Below are 24536 nucleotides of genomic sequence, written 5' to 3'. Positions count from 1 at the left end.
TACGAAAAAGAGGGAGCGCATGGCTATTTCCGATTGGCCCGAGGCAGAACGTCCGCGGGAGCGATTGTTGACGAAGGGGGCGGAGAGTCTGTCCGATGCGGAATTGCTGGCAATTTTTTTGCGGGTAGGAGTGCGTGGCAAAAGCGCCGTCGAACTGGCGCGTGACCTCCTGCAGCGCTTTGGCGGGTTGCGGGGGTTGTTGACGGCCTCGCAAGAGACCTTCTGCAGGGAGCATGGGCTCGGTAGTGCCAAATTCGCGCAGTTGCAAGCCGTTTTGGAGATGGCGCGGCGACATCTGGCGGAAAGTTGGCAACGGGGCGAGACTCTCGAATCCCCACGCCGGGTGGCGGAATACCTGCGCGTCAGTCTTCGGGATCGGGCACGGGAGGTCTTTGCGGTGCTCTTTCTGGACCAACGTCATCGCGTTCTGCGCTTTGAAGAAATGTTCCAGGGCACCATCGACAGCGCCACCGTCCATGTGCGCGAAATCGCCAAGCGCGCCCTTGAGCTCAATGCCGCCGCTCTGATCGTCGCCCACAACCACCCGTCCGGGGTGGCTGAGCCGAGTACCGCGGATCGGCAACTCACCCGCCGGCTGGAGGATGCCCTGCGCCTATTGGAGCTACGCCTGCTCGATCACTTCATCGTCGGTGATGGCGAGCCTGTCTCTCTGCGCGAGGCCGGTGGTTGGTGAGAAAGAACGCCCCTCTCTGGCGCCGTGGACGCTATGCGCTGGCCGGTCTGAAAAGTGCCGTGCGGGGGGAGGCGAGCTTTCGTACCGAGCTGGGTGCTGCATTCTTGGGGATTGTTCTCTTGGTTCTCACCGGCGCGCCGCTTTTATGGTGGGCGCTGTTCATCCTGCTGATGGCGGCTATCCTGGCCGCCGAGTTACTCAACACAGCAATCGAAACCCTGGCCGATCGTGTCGAACCAGAACGAGATCCGTTCATTGGCCGGGCTAAGGATCTCGGGGCGGCAGCGGTATTCGTGTTGAGCCTGGCGGCCATCCTATTGGCGGTCTGTTTGCTATTAGCCTTTTTTCAGGGAGGGGCGGATTTTGCACCACCTTTCTGATCCGTCTATAGTGAACAAGGGAATTTTGGGATAACGCACGCTATGGGTATCAACGCCTCCATCACGATCATCGCGATAGTGTCCATTTTTTCGCTCGTCATTTTGGCTGCGGTAGCTGGCGTGGTTATTCGTACCTTTCTGCGTCTGGAACGAGTCCTCGCCAGAGCGGAGCAGGAAGTTGGGCCGCTCCTCTTCGACCTGAAGCTCGCAATCGGCGAGCTTCAGAAGATCATCCGCGGTGGTGGCAGGCAGCTACAGCATGCCGAGGCGACGTTACGTTATATCGATCGGGAACTGCGTGATACCGTCGATACGCTCACTGTGCCGATTCAGGAGCTTGGGCTCTGGGTACGGGCTGTACGTGCCGGTTGGCGCTACTTTGCTCGCCGTCGCTAGGATTTTCGTTTTCGCTAATCACTGGAGGTTTGCATGAGAAATTCAGCAGCAGGTTTCGTGATGGGCTTACTCGTTGGCGCCGCCGCTGGCGTCTTGCTCGCCCCGGCCAGCGGTGTGGAGACCCGCGACGATCTGCGCCGCAGGATGCAACGGGGCAAGGAGCAATTGCGCGAACTGGAGGTTCTGGCCGAGGAGCGGATCTCCCGGCTGCTGGACGAAATTCAGGAAAAGACGCAACAACTGTTGGCCTCCGGCAGTGAATTGGTGGATGCCAAGCGGCAAGATCTACTGGAAGCCATTCAGGTGGCGAAGAGGGCATTGGCAGAAGAGCGCGAAATCATGCTGCGCTCCCGTCGCGAACGTCAGATCGAAGCGGAATCCGGAGAGTCTGAGGACTGACCGCGCAGTTTTTTATGCGGTAATCAATCAAATCATGGTGCAAGGGGCTCTTGGCGCCGCTAAGATAACGGCAGTTTTCTGTCGAGGAGTAATGAAATGGCTGATAAATTGTTGATGGTCATGGTCAACACCGATCCTTCCAACCCCCAGGAGTTGGGTGCGCCCTTCTTCCAGGCGACGGTGGCTGCGGCAATGGACTTTGAAGTGGAAGTCGTGCTCACCGCCCGTGCTGGCGAACTGGCCAAGAAGGGTGTGGCAGAGAAGATGCACGTCATGCCGGGCAGCCCCAAGAGTGTTCACGATTTCATCAAGGATGCGCACGAGGCAGGTGTGAAGTTCTTCGTGTGTACTCCCACTCTCGAACTGTGGGATTGCACCAAGGAAGATCTGATCCCCGAGGTGTCGGATGTGGTCGGTGGCGCCTATGTCATTGAGCAGGCCATGGACGACGATGTCGTCACCTTCACCTACTAAGTCCATACCATGACGCCTACCCACCTGGGGCCGGCTGAACAGTTGTTCAGTGCGGAGGCGGTGCACGCGGCCATCCATCGGATGGCCGTTGCCATTAATGCGGATCTCGAACCGTTGGTGCCGCACCGCCCGGTCATCGTGCTGACAGTCTTGTCTGGTGCCATCGTCGTTGTCGGCCAGTTGCTCCCTCTGCTGCATTTTCCCTTGCATCTGGACTGTGTACAGGTCAGTCGCTATGGTGACAAAATCCGCGGAGGTGATCTTTTGTGGCGTCTGACGCCGCGGGAGAATCTGCTGGATGCCACCGTACTCATCGTCGATGACATCCTCGATGAAGGAGTCACTTTGCTGGCTCTGCAGGACTATTGCCGTGCCCAGGGGGCGGCAGCGGTGCGCACGGCGGTGATGGTGCGCAAGGAGCGCGAACGTCCCTGTGCAGTGCCCGTGGATTACGTGGGCCTTGAAGTTCCGGACCGTTTCATCTTTGGTTTCGGCCTCGATGCCCGGGGGCTCGGTCGTAACGCCCCCGGAATTTTCGCACTCGCGGAGGAATCATGAGCAGCGTTGGAATCCTCGGTGGTAGCGGTCTCACTAAGCTCAAAAATCTGGAAATTCGCCATCGCCGCATCATTCGTACGCCTTTTGGCGAGGCTTCGGGTCCTCTGACCTTTGGTGTTCTCAATGGTCAGGAAATCGTTTTTCTGGCCCGTCATGGCTATGGTCATACCATCCCGCCCCACCGGGTCAACTACCGCGCCAACATCTGGGCCTTGCATCATGTGGGGGTCAGCCATCTGATCGCGGTGACCGCCGTCGGCGGAATCACGCCGGCGATGCAGTCCGGTGTCTTGCTAGTCCCGGATCAGCTGATCGATTACACCCACGGTCGCCCCAGCACCTTCTTTGAAGGGGGAGAGGCGCAGCAGGTGATTCACATCGACTTTTCCGAACCCTACTGCGCCAATGTGCGGCAACGTCTCCTGCAGGGAGCCGAAAAAGCCGGAATCCCCGTGCACCCGGAAGGCACCTACGCCGCGACCCAGGGACCGCGTCTGGAGACCGCTGCAGAAATCCTCCGGATCGAGCGGGATGGCGGCGATGTGGTGGGCATGACTGGCTGTCCCGAAGCCGTGCTGGCGCGGGAGATTGGGCTTTGTTATGCGCCATTGTCCCTTGTGGTGAACCCCGCGGCGGGGAAGTCGACGGAACCGATTACCATGGAAGGGATCGATGCGGTGATGCATGAGGGCATGGCGCGAGTGCGTGCGGTGCTCGCGGCCGCGGTCCCCTTGCTGGCCGACTGCCCGCCCTGTGATTGTGGCACGGCGGTGGGTCCGGAGGCGCTCAAGGCGCTGCATAAGGCACCACTGGCGCGAAAAACAGGAACTCCCTCCGCCTGATTCAGCGCAGGGTCACGAACTCTTCGCTGCTCGTTGGGTGGATGGCGATGGTGTCATCGAAGTCCCGTTTGCGAGCGCCCATGCGGATGGCCACGGCAAAGCCCTGGAGCATTTCCTCTACCCCATCGCCAATGGCGTGCAGCCCGACGATGCGCTCCTCGTGCCCGACGGTTACCAGTTTCATGGCAGTCCGTTCTGGATCGTTTTGAAAAGCGCGCAGTAATGGCACGAAACGGGTCTGGTAGCATTTCACCTGATCGTCGCCATAGCGCTCCCGGGCTTCGATCTCGCTCATCCCGACCGTGGCGATGGGCGGATGACTGAAGATCACCGTGGGCGTCAGGTTAGTGTCCAGGTGCCGTTCGCTCTGGCCGCCAAAGAGTCGATCAGCCAGACGGCGTCCCGCGGCGATGGCAACGGGGGTCAGAGCTGGCGCGCGCGTGATATCGCCTACGGCGTAGATACCCTCCACCGCGGTGTTCTGATAGGGGTCGACCTCCAGATAACCATCGCTAGCAGCCGTCAGCCCCGCTTCTTCGAGGCCGAGATCGCGCGTAAGCGGACGGCGGCCAATGGCCCAGAGCACGGCATCGAGGCCGCCGAGGCAGTCTCCTTGCGCAAAGTCGAGACAGAGCCCACCCTCCTCGCGCCGGAGTTGCCGCACCTGACGCTGAGCGAGGAGGTTGATGCCCTGCGCTTGCATGGTTTCCATCAAATGTTCCCGCAACATGGGCTCAAAGCCATGGAGAAAGTGATTGCGCCGCATCACCAGCGAGACATCACTGCCTAACGCACGCAAGACGCCAGCCAGTTCGACGGCAATATAGCCGGCGCCGACCACGGCCACCCGCTGCGGCTGCTCGCCCAGGGCGAAAAACCCATCGGAATCGATGCCGAGCTCGGCCCCGGGGATCTCTGGCCAGATCGGTGCTCCACCCGTTGCCAGGAGGATCTTCGGTGCCGTGAGCAGGTATTCGTCATCGACGCTGACCTGATCCTTGCCGCGCAGACGCCCATGGCCGCGAAAAAGCGTCACTCGATTATTCTGCAGTCCCTCGGCGTAGCGCCCGTTGAGGCGCTGGACATAAGTGTCGCGACGGCTTTTGAAGCGGTTCCAGGAGAAGTCCCAGGGGGTTGCCGCAAAGCCATAGCCTTGCGCGAGCTCATGACTACCTCCCAAATGGGCGGCGTTCCAGAAGAGCTTTTTGGGCACACAGCCCACATTGACGCAGGTACCCCCAGGGGTCCCTTCGCCACCAAGGCGACGCGGGCGCCATAGGCGGCGGCGCGGTTGGCGCTGGCAATGCCGCCGCTACCGCCGCCGATGACGATGAAATCGAAGTCGGTTGTCGCGCTCACGAGTAAGCTCCTTACGGCGTCAGGGAGACGCCGTGTTGCAGATCAGTTTGCAGTTAGTGGGCGCCGAGATAGCTGGCAAGATCGTCAGCACCACCGATGTGTTTGCCGCCAATGAAGACCTGCGGCACCGTGGAGCGCCCCGAAACGGCGCGCACGGTGCGCGAGCTGATTCCGGTACCCATGCCGGTATGTACCTCCTCGAAGGGAAGGTTGCGCTCCTGCAGCATCGCCTTGGCGCGGGCACAGTGCGGACAGCCTTCACGGGTGAAGAGCGTGATGAAGGCCGGATCCTCAGCATTGGGATTGATGTACCGGAGCATGGTGTCAGCATCGGAGACCTCAAAGGGATCGCCGGGCTTGTCGGGTTCGATGAACATCTTTTCGACAATGCCATCCTTCACCAGCATAGAGTAGCGCCAGGAGCGCCGTCCAAAACCCAGGTCTGCCTTGTCCACCAGCATACCCATACCGGCAGTGAACTCGGCATTGCCATCGGGGATCAGACGCACATTCTCTACCGCAAGCTCCTTGGCCCAGGCCTCCATGACAAAGGCGTCATTCACCGAGATACAGAGAATGCTGTCGACGCCATTTTCGCGAAAGACTGGCGCCAGCTCGTTATAGCGCGGCAAATGGCTGGAAGAACAGGTGGGCGTGAAGGCGCCAGGCAAAGCAAAGACTACAACCGTTTTGCCGGCGAAGAGTTCCTTCGTGCTGACATCTTTCCACTGATTGTTCTCCCGGGTGCGAAAAGTGACCTGGGGTACTGCTTTCCCTTCCATATTGCTGAGTTTCATGGATCGATCCTCGATGGCTTCATCGAAATTGATGAAGCCTCATTTTAGACAATGTCTAAAACATTTGCAAATGCCGCTGAGGGCCTCAGGGTAGACCGAGAATGCTGCTGGCAAATTCAAGTCCGCCCTGACGGATCTGATAATTCGCCTGGGCGCGGACAGCAGGCTTGGCACGGTAGGCGATACCAACCCCCGCCTTGCGCAGCATGGGAAGATCGTTGGCGCCATCGCCGATGGCGACGCATTGGCTGGCATCGGTGCCTGCGGCAATAGCGAGTAAGTCCAGGATGTCAGCCTTGGCCTCGGCATCGATGATATCGCCGATGACCTCGCCGGTGAGCTTGCCATCGCGAATGTCGAGCTGGTTGGCAAAGGCGTAGTCGAGATCGAGTTCTTCCTGGACATGCCGCGTGAACTGGGTGAAGCCGCCAGAAACGACCGCGGTCTCCATACCCGCACGCTTGGCGGCGGCGATCAGCTCGCGGGCGCCCGGGCTGAATTGTAGACGCTCCCGGATGACGGCGTCGATGGCGCTGACCGGAGTGCCGGCAAGCAGGCGCACGCGCTCGCGCAGAGAACTGCGGAAATCCAGCTCGCCGGCCATGGAGCGTTCGGTGATCGTTGCGATCTTGCTTTTCAGGCCGAGATGCGCGCCGAGCTCGTCGATGCATTCAATGGCGATCAGGGTGGAGTCCATGTCACTGATCAACAGGCGAAACTGGCCGCTTCTCCAGTGTGGTGTGAGGGCAACGTCGACGGGAAACTCCATCAATGCCTCCACAAGTTGGTGGTTGGCGAGGGGCAGGGCAGTGGCATCGCCCCAGATCTCGATCGCCAGTTCATTGCCCTGGGCGAGCAACACCCGGCCCGGCAGAAAGGCGCGTAGTTGCAGACTGGTCAGTGCCCGGCGCAGGATCTGCGGGCTCAGGGCACCGCGCAAAACCAGGCGTAGAGGTTCTTCCGCGTCTGTTGCCGGCCCCCAGAGGACCTCCCGCTCCTGTAGCAGCCCCTGGCGCGCTAGCTCCTCCAGAAAGGGTCGCAGCTCGGCAAAGCCGGCGGGCAGGCGCCAGCTCTGCAGCCAGCTCCCGGCAATTTCCCGCTGTTCGGTCTCTCCAGCAACGATTTGGCCCATGCTGGCGGGCAAGGTCATGCGTCCCTGTTGGGCGGGACTCACAATGGCGAGGCGAGTGGCAGGCATGTCTACTCCTTGATTCGGTCAGGACCGTTGAGTTCGTCGATGAGCGCAAGAATGGCTTCGCAACGCGCCTGCCCGGCGGGCAGGGTACGGCGGATGCGCAGGCGGTCCTGACCCTCGAGCTGGAAAGTCTGCGATTCCTTTTGGATCTTCTGTAACAGGCGCTCCACCGGCAGGCGATGCTGCGGACTCAGGGTCAGGCGTGCCCCCTGCGGTCCCGCATCGATGGCGGCAATGCCCAGGCCCTCGGCCAGGATGCGCAGTTGTGTCTGGCAAAGCAGAGTTTTGACGGCGTCCGGCAGGGCGCCAAAGCGATCCACCATTTCCACCATGATCTCACCGATTCCTTCGCTCTTGCGCAGATTGGCCAGGCGTTTATAGAGCTGCAGGCGCAGTTGCACATCGGGCAGATAATCAGCGGGGATGAGCGCCGGAGTGTTGAGATGGATCTGTGGCCCCTCCGCCTGTTTTTCTGCAAGACTCTGCGGATCCTTACCGGCACGGATGGCGGCGACGGCGTCGTTCAGCCATTCCATGAACAGGGTGAAGCCCACTTCATCCATGTGTCCGCTCTGGGCATCGCCCAGGAGCTCGCCGGCGCCACGAATTTCCAGATCGTGGCTGGCCAGGGCAAAACCGACGCCGAGCTCCTCCAGGGACTGGATGGCATCGAGGCGACGTTTGGCGTCGTCGGTCATGGCGCGCGGATCGGGAGTGAAAAGATAGCAGTAGGCCCGCTGATGTCCGCGACCTACGCGTCCACGTAGCTGATGAAGCTGGGCCAGGCCGAAGCGGTCGGCGCGATCGATGAGCATGGTATTGGCACGGGGATTGTCGATGCCTGATTCGATGATCGTGGTGCAGAGCAACAGGTCGAAGCGCTGATGGTAAAAGTCGAGCATCACCGCCTCCAGTTCGGTCTCCGGCATCTGCCCGTGGGCGATGCGGATGCGTGCCTCGGGCAACAGGCGTTGCAGCAATTTGGCGCTGCGCTCGATATCCTGCACCTCGTTGTGCAGATAATAAATCTGTCCACCCCGATGCAGTTCGCGTTGGCAAGCCTCGCGGATGGTGTCTGCGGAAAATTCCTGCACAAAGGTGCGTACTGGTTGCCGGCGCTGCGGCGGCGTGGCAATCAGCGACAGGTCCCGCAGGCCGGCCAGAGAAAGATTCAGCGTGCGGGGGATGGGTGTTGCCGTCAGGGTGAGTACATCCACCTCACTGCGCAGCGTCTTGATCTTTTCTTTATGCCGCACGCCGAAACGATGCTCCTCATCGAGAATCAGGAGCCCCAGATCGGCAAATTGCACATCACCCTGCAGCAGCCGATGCGTGCCAATCAGAATCTGAATGTTGCCGGCGGCGGTATCGGTGAGGATCGCGCTGCGTTCCTTGCCTTTCTGGAAGCGCGAGAGCGTGGCCACGCGGATAGGGAGGCCTGCGAAGCGATCACGAAAGTTCTCGAAATGTTGCTGAGCGAGGAGGGTGGTGGGCACGAGAATGGCAACCTGAGCGCCGCTATGAGCGACCAGGAAAGCAGCACGCATGGCCACTTCGGTCTTGCCAAAACCGACATCGCCGCAGACCAGGCGGTCCATGGGATGCGGTCGTTGCAGATCATCGATGACGGCATCGATGGCTGCTTGCTGATCTGGTGTTTCCTCGAAGGGGAAACGGGAAACAAAGTCCCAGTAGGCGTCATCCGGTGCCGGGAAGCTCCGTCCTGGGCGCGCGGCGCGGCGCGCATAGATATCGAGCAGCTCGCTGGCGGCATCGATCGCCTTCTGCCGCGCCTTGGCCTTGGCCTTGCTCCAGCGCGCATTCCCCAGCCGCGAAAGCTCGACTTCTTCGCCATTGCCGACAAAGCGGCTGACGCGATCGAGCTGTTCCACTGGCACGTAGACCTTGGCATCGCCGGCATAGGCAATGCTCATGTATTCGTTGACATCCCCTTGTGCCGCGAAGGGAGTGTTCAGCGCCAGAAAGCGACCGATGCCGTAATCTTCATGGACCACCACATCGCCTGGCTGTAGTTCTCCCAGGTCGCGCAGCAGGTTTTCCATGCTCCGCTGTCGTGCCCTTCCGCCACGGCGCTGGGCAAAAATCCGATCGCCAAAGATCTGCGCTTCCGAGATCAACGCCAGATCGATGCGTCCCCGCTGTTGATGCAACAGTCCCCGCTCCAGCGGCGCCACCGCGAGGGCCAAGGCCATCTTGCCGGCGGAGAATTCGGACCAATCTTGCACCCGCTCGACCTTGATGCCCAAGCGTTGCAGGTGCTCGCCCACCGCTTCGGCGCGCCCTGCAGATTCTGCGGCCAAGACTACCCGGGCGCTGCCCGCTAGCTCCTGGAGAAAGCGCTCGAGACCATGCAGGGGATTTTCACTGTTGCCCTGCAGGGAAGGTGGAGGGAGGAAGCCCTGCGCCTCGCCTTGCGCCTGTTCGCTGAGCTCCAAAATGGGATGGGCCGCCAGCCGTTCCTGCCAGGAGTCCTCACTCAGCAACAGTTCACTGGGGCGCAGAATGGGATGGGCACGATCGCTGCTGCGCTCGGCATAGCGTTCTTGCCACTCTCGGCGCAATTGCTGGACGGCGGCAGCAAGGCCGGACTCCTCCAGCACAATACTGTCTTTTGGCAGGTAATCGAAGATGTCGCCGCAAGCTTCAAAAAACAGGGGTAGGTATTGCTCGGCACCCGCCGGTACGCTGTTGCGACTGGCGGCACGATAGACCTCCGCCTGCTGCGGATCGCCGCTGAAGCGGGCGCGAAACCGTGCGCGAAAGCGCTGCAAATCTTCGTTGGCAATCGGTACTTCGCGTGCCGGCAGGAGCTCTACCTTCTCTACTTTACCCAGACTCCGCTGCGTCTCCACGTCGAAGGCACGAATACTTTCGATTTCGTCACCGAACAGTTCGATCCGGTAGGGAGCTGGGCTGCCGCTCGGGAAAATATCGATGATGCCACCGCGCCAGGCAATTTCCCCCGCCTCCGAAACCTCGCTCACGCTTTGATAACCGGCATCGATGGCGCGCTGGCGGAAGGATTCGAGCGGTAAGCGCGCCCCCGGGTGCAGCCACAACGCATGACGATCGAGATGGCTTGGCGGTGGTAGATACTGCAGCACGGCGCTAGCGGGAGCGATGATCAGTCCACGCCAGTGCGGCAGTGCTGCCAGGGTCGCCAGTCGCGCGGTGCTGATCTCGGCGGGAGGATTCAAGCGATCGTAGGGGAGCACTTCCCGATCGGGAAAGACCAACGGAGTCGGCAATTCTGCTGCGAAAAACTGCCACTCTCGCTGCCATTCCTCTATCGTGCGGGTGGCATTGACGATCAATAGGATCGGGCGTTGCAAGCGGCGTTGCAGGGTTGCCGCCACGAGGGCCTGGGCGGCGCCCGGGCTCGGCGGCAGGGTTACGGTTTTTCCAGGTTGGGGGACCAGTGACCCGAGCCAATCCATCAGCAAGACAGCGTATCCTCAACAAGTCAGGGCGACAGTCTATGCAGGGGAATAAAAAACTGCAAAAGTCCCGGTCATTCGGGTATGCTGGCGCAGCGCTCAGGAGGATGTACATGGAACAGGTTTGGGCCTTGATTCCCGCCGGTGGACGCGGGCAGCGATTTGGCGGTGCCGTTGCCAAACAGTATCTACAGTTGCGTGGCCGCCCGGTGCTTGCCCACGCCCTGCAGCCGTTTTTGACCGAGCCCCGTATCCGTGGCGTACAACTGGTGCTGCCGGGGGCAGACTTGGCCACCGGAGCCTGGCGTGAGCTTCTCGGTCCGCAAAGCCGGAGCTTTCTGCCCCCGGTGGTGGGTGGGGCCCAGCGCCAGGACTCGGTGCGACACGGCCTGCGCGCACTTCTCGAGCAGGGTGCCCTGCCGCAGGACTGGGTGCTGGTCCACGATGCCGCGCGTCCTTGCCTGCAACGGGGCGATCTGCACGTGCTCCTGGATACCTTGCCCAGAGCCCCTCAAGGGGCCTTGCTGGCCTTGCCGGTGGCCGATACGCTCAAGCGCGCCGAGGGCGAGCATGCGGTGGCCACTGTCGAGCGTAGACATCTCTGGCGTGCCCTGACTCCCCAGGCCTTCCCACTGGGTGCGCTGCTCGAGGCCCTTGACGATGCCGAGCAGCAGGGTGCCCCGGTGACCGATGAGGCCTCGGCCATGGAACGGCGCGGCTGGCGTCCCCTTTTGGTGCAGGGCCACGCCGATAACCTCAAAATCACCTACCCCGAAGATTTGCCCTTGGCTGAGGCCATTTTGGCGGCGCGTGAGTCGTAACAGGAGAACTATGGATATTCGCGTAGGACAAGGTTTTGACGTGCATGCACTGGTGGTAGATCGCCCCCTGATTCTGGGCGGGGTGCGGGTGCCGTATGAGCTTGGCCTGGCCGGTCATTCCGATGCCGATGTCCTCATCCATGCCATTTGCGACGCCTTGCTCGGCGCAGCGGCCTTGGGTGATATCGGCAAACACTTTCCGGACACTGACCCAAGCTTTGCCGGTGCTGATTCGCGTCTACTGCTCCGGCACTGTGCCAATTTGCTGCAGCAGGAGGGGTATCGCATCGTCAACGTCGATTCGACGCTCATCTGTCAGCGCCCCAAATTGGCGCCGCACATTCCCCAGATGCGGGAACATCTCGCCAGCGATCTGCAGATTCCCCTCAGTGCCATGAGCGTCAAGGCGACGACGACGGAGCAGTTGGGCTTTACCGGACGTGGCGAAGGCATCGCCGCTCAGGCCATCTGCCTCATACAGGATGTCTGAGATCCCTGAGCGCTATTATCCAGAACTGGCGGTTGCCCGCCCGATAGGCGTCTTTCGTTCCTCCCCCGAAACTTTTTTTGTGGAAGAGCTGTTGCCTTTTGCTGCCGATGGCGAAGGCGACCACGCCTGGCTCTGGATCGAGAAGACGCAGCGCCACACCGAGGAAGTTGCCCGGCTACTCGCCCGTTATGCGGGCGTCCCAGCGCGGGATGTAGGCTACGCGGGTCTGAAAGACTACCATGCCTGTACCCGCCAAGCCTTTACCGTGCCGCTCGCCGGACGTGAAGAACCCGATTGGGGCCAGTTCGCGGCTGAGGGCGTGCAGATCCTCGCCATCGACCGGCATCGGCGCAAGCTGCGCCGCGGTGTGCATCGCGGCAATCGCTTCCAGATTCACCTGCACGAAGCTGGAGATTTCGATGCTTGGGAGAACGCCATGCAGGCCTTGGCGCAACAAGGGTTTCCCAACTATTTTGGGGCGCAGCGCTTCGGACGCGACAATTTGCCTGCCGCAGGACGCTTGCTGGCTGACGGGCGGCGTGGGCGCATGCCGCATCACCTGCGTGCGCTGCTGTGGTCGACGGCCCGCTCCACGCTATTTAATGTAATCCTCGCCGAGCGGGTGCGACAGAAAAGCTGGAACCGCATCCTGCCCGGCGAGATCATCCAGTTGGCCGGGTCGCATAGTCAGTTTCGGGCTGGCGCCGAAGAACTCGCGGAGCTGCAGGCCCGCGCCGAGGCCTGGGACCTGCATCCCACCGGGCCACTGCCGGGCAAAGCTGCGGGGCGAAGTAAGGGGCTGGCGGGCGAACTGGAAGCCGAGATCCTCGCCAATTGGTCCGGTGGGGACGATTCTCCGGGCAACGGCATGGCCTGGGCAGCGGCACTGGCCAATCAGGGCTTGGACGCAGCACGACGCGCCTTGCGTTGCCGCCCACAGGATGTATCCGTCCATGCGCCGCAGGCCGGGGACATCGTTCTGAAGTTCTCTCTGCCGCAAGGTTCCTATGCCACGGTGTTACTGGAAGCCCTTGGGGTGAAAGCGGAAAAATGAGTCCCGCCCCTTGTCCGTAGCAAGTACATACTTTACGATAAACTACTCGTTTGCAGGGCAAAAACCAGGAAGGACCGATATGAAAATCCACGTGACCATTGGGCGTTTGGCGCGCGAGGCGGGGTTGGCGGCTGAGACTCTGCGGTATTATGAACGAATCGGGCTGATTCGCCCGGTGCAACGGACCCAGTCCAACTACCGACTATACGACAACGAGGCGGAAGCACGATTGCGTTTTATTCGCCGGGCGCAGAATCTCGGTTTTTCCCTCGCGGAGGTCAAGGAGCTGCTGGACATCAACAGTCATCCGGAAAACGACATGGCGGCGGTGAAGCAGATTACCGAGGGTAAGATCGCCGACATCGAGGAAAAAATCGCCGATCTGGAGCGGATGCGGTCGGCCCTGCGCGAGGTCAGTGAGCGTTGCCCTGGCCACGGTTCTGTCGATGCTTGCCCGATCTTGGCCTCGCTCGCTGGGGTAGAGCGCGCCCCCGACTTGCCGTCTGCCCAGGCCGCTCAGGCGCGCTGAAAAAACTTCCCGGGCATCAGCGACGGAGCTCGCCCAGCAAGACCCGCAGGGCCCGGAGCCGCCCTCGGCGGGTCCTGCCTGCAAAAAGGCCAGCACTTCGCGGTGGCGTTGCAGCCAATGTCCCACCAAGCGTTTCAGAACCGGCACCTGCCCTGGTGAACCATGGCCTTTGCCGTGCACGATGCGTACACAGGTCCAGCGGTGACGGCGAGCCTCGGCCAGAAACTCGGCGACGGCCGCACGAGCCTCCTCCACGCGCAGCCCATGTAGATCGAGGTCGGCCTGTACGCGCATTTTTCCGCGTCGCAAGACCCGCAAGAGTCGCTCGGGCAGACCGGGGCGCAGATACACCCATTCGTCACCCGTCCACCAGTCACTTTCTTCTTCACCGCCATGCGCAAGATCCGCCAGGACGGCGAGCTCATCTGCCTCGGCTTGACGCGCCTCAGGGGCGGGGGCTGGCGTGCGCGGCGGCGGCGCTGGGGCCGCGAGCGGCCGCACATCCCTCAGAGCGGCGCGAAACTCCTCTCTTTCGACATCGGCAAGAAGAAGTTCGGGATCAGCTCTTGCCTTTCGCTGTGCCGAGCGCCGCGCCACGCATCAGGCGCTGGCCTGCTCCAGCCAGCGTTCCGCATCCAAGGCGGCCATGCAGCCCGTGCCGGCACTGGTCACGGCTTGGCGGTAGACATGATCCTGCACGTCGCCAGCAGCAAACACGCCCGCGATGCTGGTCATGGTCGCAAACCCTTCACGCCCGCCTTTGGTGATCAGGTAGCCGGTTTCGTCCATCTCCAGCTGTCCTTTGAAGAGCTGCGTGTTGGGCTGATGGCCGATGGCAATGAAGGCGCCGGTTACGGCAATGTCTTGCGTCCTGTCGTCCGTTGCGGATGCCAAACGCAATCCGGTAACCCCCGAGGCGTCACCCAGCACCTCGCTCACTTGATGATCCCAGATCACTTTCACGTTTTCTTTGGCGAAGAGCTTGTCTTGCAAAATCTTTTCCGCCCGGAATTTGTCACGCCGATGGATGACGGTGACAGTTTTGGCGATGTTGCTGAGGTACAGAGCTTCTTCGACCGCAGTATTACCCCCACCGACGACGGCGACATCCTGATTACGATAGAAAAATCCGTCACAGGTGGCGCAGGCAGAAACTCCTTTGCCGCGATACTTTTCTTCACTCTCCAGGCCCAGATATTTGGCTGAGGCGCCGGTGGCGATGATCAGAGAGTCGCAGGTATAGTTCCCCTGATCCCCCTGCAGGCGAAAGGGCCGTTCCCCGAGACTGGCCTTGCCGATATGATCGAAGATGATCTCTGTATCGAAGCGGCGCGCTTGCTTTTCGAGTTCCGCCATCAACTCCGGACCGAGAATGCCTTCGGCCGCTCCTGGCCAGTTATCCACATCGGTGGTCGTCATTAGCTGGCCCCCGGGTTCCATTCCCTGAATGAGCACCGGTTGCAGATTGGCCCGAGCGGCATAGATCGCCGCAGTGTAGCCAGCCGGACCGGAACCAAGAATGAGTAAGCGCGCGTGCTTGCTGTCGTCTGCCATGACCGCTCCTATCGATTGGGGTACGCGCAATTGTAGCATTCCTTGCTGGCTCACGGCAGAGCCCGAAGCACAATGACAGATGGAATTATGGGTTTCTCGGTGCTACCGGATATCTCTTTCGCTTTCAGAATATTACTAAAGAGTCAGTCTTAATCCCTTGACAAAAAAGGGAAGTCTCGGCTAGCTTGCGAGCATGTCGAAAGCACGTAGCGCAGCAGTAGCGAATGGTTCGGTGCGCGAGAACCAGCCGAAGCGGAGCGGATATCCCTGGCGTCGGGAGCTCCTGCTCTTTGCCCTGCTGCTCTCGAGCCTTTTCGCACTCCTCTCTCTGCTCAGTTTTCACCCCCTTGACCCGAGCTGGTTTACCAGTGGTCGGGGGGAGCCTGCGCGCAATTGGGGGGGGAGCTGGGTGCAGAGTTGGCGGCATTCCTGGTACAGATTTTTGGGATTGCTGCGTGGTTGCTTCCCTTCGCGTTCCTGGCCTTCTGTTGGCTCTGGCTACGGCGCTTGCACTGGCAGCATCCGCTGCCGCGCCTACGCATTCTCGGCGGGATCCTGTTTTTCCCGGCTTTCAGCGTGCTTCTGGCCCTGCTCTGGCCGCTCCTGTGGTGGCCGATAAAGGGACAGAGTCCCGGCGGAATCATCGGGTCCGGTCTACTGGCATTGTTGGCACCCGTCTTGGGTAGCGTGGGTACCGGGTTCCTTTTCTTTGCCTTGCTGTTGTTGAGCATAGCTCTCCTGACGCGGACGAGTCCGGCACATTGGGTCAGCCATCTGCGCGTTCTGCGGATCCCCCGCTTTTCCTTGTCCCGCGTGCCGGGCTTCGCTCTGCGCCTGCCCCGCTGGCGGCGAGGGGCTGCGGCAAAGGATGAGGCGAATGATGCCGCGGCTAGCGAATTGACCGCGCGGCCATCCGCCGACCCGCAAGCGCTGGAGCCGGAGCGCCCGATTCCCTTGCGCCGGAAGGCTTCCCCATCACCGTCGAAGGTGGCGACCGCCAGTAAGGAGCAGCTACCCTTACCCGCGCCACTAGGACCGCCGCGCGCCGACGGCTTGCCCGAACTCTTTTTGCTGGACGCGCCCGAAGCCAATGACCCGGCTTTGGTTCCCTCGGCCGAAGAGCTGGCGGCGCGTTCCCGTTTTCTGGAAGAAAAATTCGCGGATTTTGGTGTCAGTGCCCAGGTTGTCGATGCGCACCCCGGCCCGGTCATCACCCGCTACGAGATTGAACCTGCGGCTGGTGTCAAGGTGAGTCAGGTCGCCGGCCTGAGCAAGGATCTGGCGCGCGTCCTCACCGCCCGGGTACGGGTAGTCGAAGCGATTCCCGGTAAGGCGACGATGGGTATCGAAGTCCCCAATCCCAAGCGGCGTGTGGTCCGTCTCTCCGAAATTCTCGGCAGCGCGGCCTTCGCGCAGAGCAAAAGCCTGTTGACCCTGGCCTTGGGGCAGGATATCGGCGGCCAGCCGATTGTCGCGGATCTGGCGCGGATGCCCCATCTCTTGGTGGCTGGCACTACTGGCGCCGGGAAATCCGTTGGCGTCAATGCCATGATCCTGAGCATTTTGTATAAGGCCACGGCGCAGGAAGTGCGCCTGATTCTGGTCGATCCCAAGATGCTGGAACTGTCAGTATACGAAGGCATCCCACACCTGCTCGCGCCTGTGGTCACCGACATGCAGGAGGCCGCCAATGCGTTGCGCTGGTGCGTCGCGGAAATGGAACGGCGTTACAAGTGGATGGCGCATGCCGGCGTGCGCAACTTGGCGGGCTACAACCAGAAGTTGAAAGAGGCTGAGGCGCGCGGTGAGATCCTGCCGGGACCTGATAAAGACTTCAATGACGTGCCGATTGCATTGCGCCCGCTGCCGGCCATCGTCGTCGTCATCGATGAATTTGCCGACTTGATGATGGTTGTCGGCAAACAGGTGGAAACCCTGATCACGCGTCTGGCACAGAAAGCGCGAGCGGCAGGTCTGCATCTGATCATGGCGACCCAGCGTCCATCGGTAGATGTCATTACCGGCCTGATCAAGGCCAACATCCCCACACGCATTGCCTTTCAGGTGTCGTCGCGCATCGATTCACGTACGATTCTCGACCAGATGGGAGCGGAAACCCTGCTGGGGCAGGGCGACATGCTGTATCTGCCCCCTGGCAGTGGCTATCCTTTGCGCGTGCATGGTGCCTACGTTAGTGACGACGAGGTGCATCGGGTGGTCGAGAGCCTGCGGCAACTGGGCGCTCCGGAATATGACGAAGATATTCTCTCGGGCTCTGGCGATGATGTGGGAACGGGAGAGAGCGGCGACAACGATGCGGAGAGTGATCCGCTCTACGATCAGGCGGTCGCGATCGTCACCAGTAGCCGCAAGGCAAGCATCTCCTATGTGCAGCGCCAGCTCAAAGTCGGTTATAATCGGGCGGCTCGAATGATCGAGGAAATGGAGAGGGTGGGCATCGTTGGTCCCCTACAAAGCAATGGTAGTCGAGAAGTGTATGCTGCTGCCCCGCCGCGCGACTGAGCTCGTGCGACTTTATATTTCCGCCGTTTTGGGATTGTTTCTGATCGTCGGCGCGAATCCGCCGTTGTTGGCTGCCGAGCCTAGCGCGCTGCTGGAAAAATTCTTCCAGTCCAGCAAGACCGTGACCGCTGATTTTCAGCAGGAAGTCCTCAACCATGGCGGCGTCGTCGAACAGCGCGCCAGCGGGCAACTCTGGATCGCCAGGCCTGGTCGCTTCCGCTGGAATTACGCCGGCAAAAATGGGCAAATGATTGTCTCCGACGGTCATCAGGTCTGGCTCTATGAGCCCGCCCTGCAGCAGGTCACGGTGCAGCCGTTGGGCAAGGTTCTCGGTAGTACCCCGGCAGCGCTGATCGCCGGGCGCGACGTTCTGCCGACAGACTTCCAGATCAGCTCGCTGCCCGTGAAAAATGGGCTGCAATGGGTTCTGCTCAAACCCAAAAAAGGGCAAAACCAAGGCTTTACATCCATCCAGATGGGCTTTGACAACGCCGGCCAGTTGCGCGAAATGCTGATGGAAGATGCCTTCCAGCAGGAAACGGTGTTGCATTTCGAGCATGTCCGCGTGAATGTCCCCATTTCAGACAAGATCTTTCATTTTACTCCGCCAGCCGGGGTAGACATTCTCAAAAATCCCTAGACTGGAGTAGTCATGCGTAAGACCTTGGTTTTCGTCGCACTCAGCGCGCTGGTCCAAATGGCCGGTATTCATTCCGCTTTTGCTGATTCCTTTGCCGTGCCGACCGGCGTTGCGGCCCTATCGGAGGCTGGGGCGGTGGTAGCTGATGGGCAACCGGTCAGTGATTATTCCTATAACCCGGCAGGTATGGCTTTTTTCTCCGGAAATCGGGTATCCATTGATCTGTTGGCGCAGCGCCCTTCCTACAATTACGCCAGCGGCAGCACCGACATCGGTGCGCAGACCAACACCAGTATCCTTGCCGACCTCTATTATACCCATCGCTTCGACAGCATGCCGCTGGCGCTGGGTATTGGGGTCACCTCGCCCTATATCCTGCGTGATAGTTGGGCGCCTAATGCGCTGTATGAGGGAAGTCCGTACCTCCAGAATCAGCTGCGCATTATCGATATCAATCCGAGCATCGCCTACTTGGTATTGCCCGATCTCAGTGTGGCGGTTGGACTCGATTATTACCAAAGCATCGGCGGAAAATTCGGTACTCTCTCCGCGGATGGTGGCGGCGTCGGTGGTCGCATTGGCCTGCTCTACAGCACTGAGGGCTACAACGTTGGATTGAGCTATATCTCTCCGGCCAGTATCAGTGCCGGTGGCGGCAAGATTCAGCTGCCAGGCCGGCTACAGGCCGGCTTTCGCTACCGCTGGACACCCTCCTTCGCCACGGAGCTCGATGTCGACTGGACCAATTGGGCGAACGCCCAACTGCCGTACTACGGCAACCTGGGCTGGAAGTCCGCCCTGGCCTATCGTGTGGGCCTGAGTTACCACCTGAATCAGGACCTCGAAATCCGTGGTGGTATTGCCCATGCCGACAGCCCGGCGGGAGGGGAAGCGGTGCAGCTCGCGGTGCCGGCAACGGCCTCCAACTCGGCATCCTTCGGCTTGGGGATTGGTCTTGGACCTTGGCACTACGACATCGGCGCGAGCTACGCCTTGTCCGGGTCGGCTGGCGGCGCGCCATTCACCCTTCCGGATGCCGGCACGGTACCCGGCGGGTCCTATAAGGCCAGCGCCTTCACCCTTGGGGTGGCCTTGGCGCGTAGCTTCTGATGTCCTGAATGCCTGATCGACGCCCTCTGGCCGCGCGCATGCGGCCCAGCAGCCTTGCCGAGTTCGTTGGTCAGCCTCAGCTACTGGGGGTAGGTGGTAGCCTCAGGGCCGTTCTTGATGAACGTGGCAAGATCCCCTCTCTTCTCCTGTGGGGCCCTCCGGGTTCGGGCAAAACCACCCTCGCTCGTCTGCTGGCAGCTCAGTCCAAGGCAGAGTTCGTTACGCTCTCGGCTGTTGAAAGCGGCGTCAAGGAGTTGCGCGCGGTCGCCGAAAAGGCGCGACAGCTGCGGGAGTGTGGGCAGGCCTCGTTGCTTTTCGTCGACGAAATCCATCGCTTCAACCGCGCGCAACAGGATGCCCTGTTGCCCTATGTCGAGGACGGCATTTTCACCCTGATCGGGGCAACTACGGAAAACCCCAGCTTTGCCCTGGTCTCTGCCTTGTTGTCTCGGGCACGTGTGTACGTTCTGCAACCTTTGGATGCCCCCAGCCTGGGAGAGATCCTCGACCGTGCGTTGCACGATGCAGAGAGGGGCTTGGGGGAGCAGAATCTGGTTCTGAGCGCTGCTGCGCGTGCGTTGCTCATCAACGCCGCCGATGGCGACGCCCGGCGCATGCTCGGCATTCTCGAGTTGGCCGCCAACGGGCGCGAAAACAGCGAAATCTCACTGGAGCAGGTACAGCAGGCTATCGGCGAGAATTGGCGGCAGTTCGATAGCCACGGGGAACAGTTCTACGACCAGATCTCGGCCTTTCACAAATCCCTGCGTGGCTCGGATGCCAACGCCGCTCTGTACTGGCTGGCGCGGATGCTTGATGGTGGCGCTGATCCGCTGTATCTGGCCCGGCGTATGGTGCGTATGGCCAGCGAGGACGTTGGCCTGGCGGATCCGCGCGCCCTGAGCATCGCCATCGCTGCGCGTGACGCCTATACATTTCTCGGCAGTCCCGAGGGGGAACTCGCTCTGGCTGAGGCTGCCATCTACCTTGCCAGCGCTCCCAAGAGCAATCACCTAGAACTGGCTTGGAACGCGGTACGTGCGCAGATTCGCCGCGAGCCTAGCCGGCCGGTCCCGCTGCACCTGCGCAATGCCCCTACGCGGCTCCTGCGGGAGCTGGATTATGGCCGCGAATATCAATACGATCACGATTTTCCCGATGCCATTGCGCCAGGGCAGTCCTATCTGCCGCAAGGCATGGCGGACGGCTGCTGGTATACCCCCACGGAGCGGGGATTTGAGAGGACCATGGGCGAGCGCCTGGCCTGGATCGCCGCTCATCGGAAAAGATCAGGAGGCTGAAGCATGCTTGACCCGAATCTGTTACGCACCCAGACGACCGTGGTGGCCGCAGCGCTTGCCCGGCGCGGGTATGTTCTGGATGCGCCGGCATTGCAGTCCCTGGACCAGCAGCGGAAAACCTTGCAGGTTGATCTGGAGGCGTTGCGCAATGACCGCAATGTTTTGTCCAAAGCCATTGGCGTGGCGCGTCGAGAAGGGCGGGACACGCAGGCTGAGCAGGCCCGCGCCGTGGAAATCGCCGCCGCAGTCAGCGAGAAGGAGGAACAGCTGGCTGCTGTCCTGGCGCAGTGGGAGGAATGGGTGCGCACGCTGCCCAATTTGCCCCAGGCGGATGTTCCCGATGGCGCGGATGAAAGCGGCAATGTCTGCGTGCGCAGTTGGGGCGAGATTCCAGGTTTTGACTTTCCGATCAAGGACCATGTGGATCTGGGCAGCGATTTGGGTATCCTCGATTTTGCTGCGGGTAGCAAGCTTGCCGGTGCACGGTTTGTGGTACTCCGGGGCGCGGGTGCACGCCTGGAGCGGGCGCTGACCCAATTCATGTTGGATCTGCACACGCAGGAACATGGCTATGAAGAGATCGCGCCGCCCTTTCTGGCCAATCCTCAGTCGTTGCTGGGTACAGGACAACTCCCCAAGTTCGAGGAGGATCTCTTTGCGCTGCGCGATGACGACTTTTATCTGATTCCTACCGCCGAGGTCCCGCTCACCAATCTGCTGCGTGAGGAGATCGTTTCCGCTCTGCCACAGAAGTATTGCGCGTATACGCCTTGTTTTCGGCGGGAGGCGGGTTCTGCCGGACGCGATACCCGCGGCATGATCCGGCAGCATCAATTCGACAAGGTCGAGCTGGTGCAGATCGTGCGCCCGGAGGACTCCGCAGCCGCGCTCGAAGAGCTTACCGCCCACGCCGCGAAAGTCCTGGAGCTGCTGGAGCTGCCCTACCGCGTCATGCTGCTCTGTGCTGGCGATATGGGATTCTCGGCCGCCAAGACCTACGACCTGGAAGTCTGGCTGCCGAGCCAGAACTGCTATCGCGAAATCAGCTCCTGCAGTAATACCGAGAGCTTCCAGGCACGTCGACTACAACTGCGGTATCGTGACAGTGAGGGTAAGCCGCAGCTGGCGCACACCCTCAACGGCTCGGCGCTGGCGGTGGGACGCACCCTGGTCGCTTTATTGGAAAACCATCAGCAGGCTGACGGCCGCGTGCGCATTCCCCGCGCCCTACGACCGTATCTCCGCGGTGAAGAATTTCTCGATGTCCGCGCAAGCTGAGCCGTACGTGCCGATATCCTGTGCGCTGCACAGCGAACTGGAACTGGCCGCCATGCGCCGTCGACCGCTGCAGCTGCAGCTCAAAGATGGCCGTACCTTTCGTGCGATGATCATGGACGTTTGGACGGCACATGGGCGGGAGTGGTCGCTGCTCTCGGTGCAGCCGGAATCTTTCGGATCTTATTATTTACTCGATTTGACAGAGGTAGAGGGAGCGCATGCAGTTCCATCCTAAAAAATGGCTCGGAGTACTCGTCCTGGCGGCGGTGACCATTTTGCCCGGCAGGGCGTTGTTGGCGGCAGAGTTTCCCCTGCCACCGGCCGGCACGAACATGGTCGGCCAATTGCGTGTCGTGCTTTCTCGGCAGCAGGATACCTTGCTCGACATTGCCCGCCACTACGACGTGGGTTACAACGAGATCCGCGAGGCCAACCCAGGTGTCGACCCCTGGCTACCGGGCAAAGGCACCCGGGTGCTCGTGCCCACCCAGTACATTCTTCCACCGCCGCCCTGGCAGGGCATCGTCATCGATATTCCGGCACGCCGTCTCTACTACTTCCCCGCTGGGCAAAAGGTGGTTTATACCTATCCCATCGGCATCTTCCGCCCCAAATGGCCGGATCCGTTGGGTAGCACACGCATTATCGCCAAGGTCAAAAATCCCAGTTGGACAGTACCGAAAAACATCCAAGAAGAGCACGCCAAGGCCGGAGAGCCGATTCCTGCCTATTTCCCCCCGGGCCCGGACAATCCCATGGGCGAGTTGGCATTGGAAACCGGCTGGTCGCAGATCTACATTCACGGTACCAACAAACCTTGGGGTGTAGGTATGCGGGTCAGTCATGGCTGCTTCCATGTCTACCCGGAAAATGAGGTTCAGCTGTTCAAGATGGTGAAGGTGGGGACGCCCGTGCGTAGCATCGACGAGCCCTATCTGGTGGGCACGAACGGTGATGGGCGCTTCTACCTGCAGACCTTTGCCCCCATCGAAGCCTACAAAAATCCTCTGTCCCCGCAGCAACGGGCGGTCAATGCGATTGCTGCGTATCAGAGTGCGCAGCACACTCAGTTCGTGGTCGATTGGCAGCGGGTGATTGACCTAGTACAGAAACCGAACACCATCCCGACCCCCATAGACGTCAATTCGCCGAGCTTGCGCGAGATCGTCGACGGCCTGCCGGCCGAGCCCTACCGTTTCCCCCCCTACGGTGCCGATGCCAACCAAGCCACACCGCCGGGCGCGAAGGCTCCCCCTGCCGCATCTTGAGGGGCTTGCCAAGAGGTAAGCACGTAGGTATAGTTCGCTCCTCGCCGCGGTACGGCGAGGGTGGACAAGAAAGAAAGTCGCTGGGTATTGACTAGAAAATCTTCTTCACGTTACCATGCAAGACCCGGTGCGGGGTGGAGCAGCCAGGCAGCTCGTCGGGCTCATAACCCGAAGGTCGTAGGTTCAAATCCTACCCCCGCTACCAAATATTCGCAGTATGCTGTTTCGTTCTTTCCCAACCGAGTGGAGATGTGTGGGGTTTAGGCCCTGAAGCTGTGTATGTGCTGTGGTGCCATGCGAGAGTATGGTGTTATGGGGCATACATGGTTGTAGAAGTTTTGAATGGAATGGATTGAACGAGAGAGTTTGATCCTGGCTCAGATTGAACGCTGGCGGCATGCCTAACACATGCAAGTCGAACGGCAGCACGGGCTTCGGCCTGGTGGCGAGTGGCGGACGGGTGAGTAAAGCGTAGGAACCTGTCCAATAGTTTGGGACAACCCAGGGAAACTTGGGCTAATACCGGATACGTCCTGAGGGAGAAAGCGGGGGATCTTCGGACCTCGTGCTATTGGAGGGGCCTACGTCCGATTAGCTAGTTGGTAGGGTAAAGGCCTACCAAGGCGACGATCGGTAGCTGGTCTGAGAGGACGATCAGCCACACTGGGACTGAGACACGGCCCAGACTCCTACGGGAGGCAGCAGTGGGGAATTTTTCGCAATGGGGGCAACCCTGACGAAGCAATGCCGCGTGAATGAAGAAGGCCTTCGGGTTGTAAAGTTCTTTCGTGGGAGACGAAAAGGTGATCGCTAATACCGGTTGCTGTTGACGTGAACCCAAGAAGAAGCACCGGCTAACTCCGTGCCAGCAGCCGCGGTAATACGGAGGGTGCGAGCGTTAATCGGAATTACTGGGCGTAAAGGGCGCGTAGGCGGTTGGTTACGTCTGCCGTGAAATCCCCGGGCTCAACCTGGGAATGGCGGTGGAAACGGGCGGACTAGAGTATGGGAGAGGGTGATGGAATTCCAGGTGTAGCGGTGAAATGCGTAGAGATCTGGAGGAACATCAGTGGCGAAGGCGGTCACCTGGCCCAATACTGACGCTGAGGCGCGAAAGCGTGGGGAGCAAACAGGATTAGATACCCTGGTAGTCCACGCCCTAAACGATGGATACTAGATGTTTGGTGCCTTAGGTGCTGAGTGTCGTAGCTAACGTGATAAGTATCCCGCCTGGGAAGTACGGCCGCAAGGTTAAAACTCAAAGGAATTGACGGGGGCCCGCACAAGCGGTGGAGCATGTGGTTTAATTCGATGCAACGCGCAGAACCTTACCTGGGCTTGACATCCAGAGAATCCTGCAGAGATGTGGGAGTGCCTTCGGGAACTCTGAGACAGGTGCTGCATGGCTGTCGTCAG

General features: G+C 60.6%; 23 protein-coding genes, 1 tRNA gene, 1 rRNA gene and 3 pseudogenes (1 of these 28 only partly in view). 21 read left to right on the top strand and 7 right to left on the bottom strand.

The window, feature by feature from the left end:
* Positions 1–19 precede the first annotated feature (19 nt).
* The 7 genes from radC (at position 20) to ORD17_RS01885 (ending at position 3743) form a co-directional block, all read left to right on the top strand.
* Complete coding sequence (radC, locus tag ORD17_RS01915) at positions 20–694, top strand: DNA repair protein RadC (protein ID WP_308389228.1); 675 nt, start codon at positions 20–22, stop codon at positions 692–694.
* Positions 691–1074 (top strand): diacylglycerol kinase, encoded by a 384-nt coding sequence (locus tag ORD17_RS01910; RefSeq protein WP_308389227.1) that lies wholly within the window; start codon positions 691–693, stop codon positions 1072–1074. Before radC ends, ORD17_RS01910 begins: the two co-directional genes overlap by 4 nt.
* Before the next feature lie 42 nt (positions 1075–1116).
* Positions 1117–1470: a hypothetical protein gene (locus ORD17_RS01905; protein WP_308389226.1), complete on the top strand. Its 354-nt coding sequence runs from the start codon at positions 1117–1119 to the stop codon at positions 1468–1470.
* A 33-nt stretch (positions 1471–1503) separates the two neighbouring features.
* Positions 1504–1869: a YtxH domain-containing protein gene (locus ORD17_RS01900; protein ID WP_308389225.1), complete on the top strand. Its 366-nt coding sequence runs from the start codon at positions 1504–1506 to the stop codon at positions 1867–1869.
* Between the two features lie 96 nt (positions 1870–1965).
* A complete protein-coding gene (locus ORD17_RS01895; protein ID WP_215873357.1) occupies positions 1966–2343 on the top strand; it encodes a DsrE/DsrF/DrsH-like family protein in 378 nt (125 codons plus the stop codon).
* A gap of 9 nt (positions 2344–2352) precedes the next feature.
* On the top strand, positions 2353–2901 hold the full coding sequence (locus ORD17_RS01890) for a hypoxanthine-guanine phosphoribosyltransferase (protein ID WP_308389224.1): 549 nt from the start codon (positions 2353–2355) through the stop codon (positions 2899–2901).
* Positions 2898–3743 (top strand): S-methyl-5'-thioinosine phosphorylase, encoded by an 846-nt coding sequence (locus ORD17_RS01885; protein WP_308389223.1) that lies wholly within the window; start codon positions 2898–2900, stop codon positions 3741–3743. Before ORD17_RS01890 ends, ORD17_RS01885 begins: the two co-directional genes overlap by 4 nt.
* Position 3744: 1 nt before the next feature.
* Here the strand turns inward: ORD17_RS01885 and gorA are convergent, their stop codons facing one another.
* The 5 genes and pseudogenes from gorA to mfd form a co-directional block, all read right to left on the bottom strand.
* Positions 3745–4956, bottom strand: a complete 1212-nt coding sequence (gorA, locus tag ORD17_RS01880) for a glutathione-disulfide reductase (protein ID WP_308389222.1) — start codon at positions 4954–4956, stop codon at positions 3745–3747.
* 59 nt (positions 4957–5015) lie between these two features.
* Positions 5016–5102: pseudogene (locus ORD17_RS01875) on the bottom strand (hypothetical protein); the annotation flags it as partial.
* Positions 5103–5155: 53 nt separating this feature from the next.
* Positions 5156–5899 carry a glutathione peroxidase gene (locus ORD17_RS01870; RefSeq protein WP_308389221.1) on the bottom strand — a complete coding sequence of 248 codons (744 nt, stop codon included), beginning with the start codon at positions 5897–5899 and terminating at the stop codon, positions 5156–5158.
* An 85-nt stretch (positions 5900–5984) separates the two neighbouring features.
* Positions 5985–7097: a phosphoserine phosphatase SerB gene (serB, locus tag ORD17_RS01865; RefSeq protein ID WP_308389220.1), complete on the bottom strand. Its 1113-nt coding sequence runs from the start codon at positions 7095–7097 to the stop codon at positions 5985–5987.
* A gap of 2 nt (positions 7098–7099) precedes the next feature.
* On the bottom strand, positions 7100–10552 hold the full coding sequence (mfd, locus tag ORD17_RS01860) for a transcription-repair coupling factor (protein ID WP_308390028.1): 3453 nt from the start codon (positions 10550–10552) through the stop codon (positions 7100–7102).
* Positions 10553–10665: 113 nt separating this feature from the next.
* Here mfd and ispD point away from each other — a divergent pair, with 113 nt between their 5' ends.
* The 4 genes from ispD to ORD17_RS01840 all read left to right on the top strand — a co-directional run bounded on the left by ispD (position 10666) and on the right by ORD17_RS01840 (position 13446).
* Positions 10666–11373 carry a 2-C-methyl-D-erythritol 4-phosphate cytidylyltransferase gene (gene ispD / locus ORD17_RS01855; RefSeq protein WP_308389219.1) on the top strand — a complete coding sequence of 236 codons (708 nt, stop codon included), beginning with the start codon at positions 10666–10668 and terminating at the stop codon, positions 11371–11373.
* Positions 11374–11383: 10 nt separating this feature from the next.
* Entirely contained in the window at positions 11384–11863 is a 480-nt protein-coding gene (ispF, locus tag ORD17_RS01850) for a 2-C-methyl-D-erythritol 2,4-cyclodiphosphate synthase (RefSeq protein WP_308389218.1), read from the top strand.
* Positions 11856–12917 (top strand): tRNA pseudouridine(13) synthase TruD, encoded by a 1062-nt coding sequence (gene truD, locus ORD17_RS01845; RefSeq protein WP_308389217.1) that lies wholly within the window; start codon positions 11856–11858, stop codon positions 12915–12917. Before ispF ends, truD begins: the two co-directional genes overlap by 8 nt.
* 79 nt (positions 12918–12996) lie before the next feature.
* On the top strand, positions 12997–13446 hold the full coding sequence (locus ORD17_RS01840; protein ID WP_308389216.1) for a heavy metal-responsive transcriptional regulator: 450 nt from the start codon (positions 12997–12999) through the stop codon (positions 13444–13446).
* A gap of 111 nt (positions 13447–13557) precedes the next feature.
* Here ORD17_RS01840 and ORD17_RS01835 read toward each other — a convergent pair.
* Both ORD17_RS01835 and trxB read right to left on the bottom strand, forming a co-directional pair.
* Positions 13558–13740 (bottom strand): annotated as a pseudogene (locus ORD17_RS01835) (Smr/MutS family protein); the annotation flags it as partial.
* A 306-nt stretch (positions 13741–14046) separates the two neighbouring features.
* A complete protein-coding gene (trxB, locus tag ORD17_RS01830; RefSeq protein ID WP_308389215.1) occupies positions 14047–15000 on the bottom strand; it encodes a thioredoxin-disulfide reductase in 954 nt (317 codons plus the stop codon).
* Between the two features lie 193 nt (positions 15001–15193).
* On the opposite strand from trxB, the pseudogene ORD17_RS13410 reads away from it, so the two are divergent.
* The 10 genes and pseudogenes from ORD17_RS13410 to ORD17_RS01780 all read left to right on the top strand — a co-directional run.
* Positions 15194–16299 (top strand): annotated as a pseudogene (locus tag ORD17_RS13410) (DNA translocase FtsK 4TM domain-containing protein); the annotation flags it as partial.
* Between the two features lie 39 nt (positions 16300–16338).
* Positions 16339–17523 carry a DNA translocase FtsK gene (locus ORD17_RS13405; RefSeq protein WP_374693395.1) on the top strand — a complete coding sequence of 395 codons (1185 nt, stop codon included), beginning with the start codon at positions 16339–16341 and terminating at the stop codon, positions 17521–17523.
* Positions 17498–18163 (top strand): outer membrane lipoprotein chaperone LolA, encoded by a 666-nt coding sequence (gene lolA, locus ORD17_RS01815; protein ID WP_308389213.1) that lies wholly within the window; start codon positions 17498–17500, stop codon positions 18161–18163. The genes ORD17_RS13405 and lolA overlap by 26 nt, the downstream gene beginning before the upstream one ends.
* A 12-nt stretch (positions 18164–18175) precedes the next feature.
* Positions 18176–19273 carry an outer membrane protein transport protein gene (locus ORD17_RS01810; protein ID WP_308389212.1) on the top strand — a complete coding sequence of 366 codons (1098 nt, stop codon included), beginning with the start codon at positions 18176–18178 and terminating at the stop codon, positions 19271–19273.
* An 8-nt stretch (positions 19274–19281) separates the two neighbouring features.
* On the top strand, positions 19282–20574 hold the full coding sequence (locus ORD17_RS01805) for a replication-associated recombination protein A (protein ID WP_308389211.1): 1293 nt from the start codon (positions 19282–19284) through the stop codon (positions 20572–20574).
* A 3-nt stretch (positions 20575–20577) separates the two neighbouring features.
* Positions 20578–21852 carry a serine--tRNA ligase gene (serS, locus tag ORD17_RS01800; RefSeq protein ID WP_308389210.1) on the top strand — a complete coding sequence of 425 codons (1275 nt, stop codon included), beginning with the start codon at positions 20578–20580 and terminating at the stop codon, positions 21850–21852.
* Positions 21836–22087: a Rho-binding antiterminator gene (locus ORD17_RS01795; protein ID WP_308389209.1), complete on the top strand. Its 252-nt coding sequence runs from the start codon at positions 21836–21838 to the stop codon at positions 22085–22087. Before serS ends, ORD17_RS01795 begins: the two co-directional genes overlap by 17 nt.
* Positions 22071–23120 carry a L,D-transpeptidase family protein gene (locus tag ORD17_RS01790; RefSeq protein WP_308389208.1) on the top strand — a complete coding sequence of 350 codons (1050 nt, stop codon included), beginning with the start codon at positions 22071–22073 and terminating at the stop codon, positions 23118–23120. The genes ORD17_RS01795 and ORD17_RS01790 overlap by 17 nt, the downstream gene beginning before the upstream one ends.
* Positions 23121–23248: 128 nt before the next feature.
* A tRNA-Met gene (locus tag ORD17_RS01785) sits at positions 23249–23325 on the top strand.
* A gap of 149 nt (positions 23326–23474) precedes the next feature.
* Positions 23475–24536, top strand: a 16S ribosomal RNA gene (locus tag ORD17_RS01780) (it continues 474 nt past the right edge of the window).

Origin of the sequence: Acidithiobacillus sp. AMEEHan (assembly GCF_030996345.1) — a bacterium.
Classification (GTDB): Bacteria; Pseudomonadota; Gammaproteobacteria; order Acidithiobacillales; family Acidithiobacillaceae; genus Igneacidithiobacillus.
This window is presented reverse-complemented; position numbering and strand designations above follow the sequence as displayed.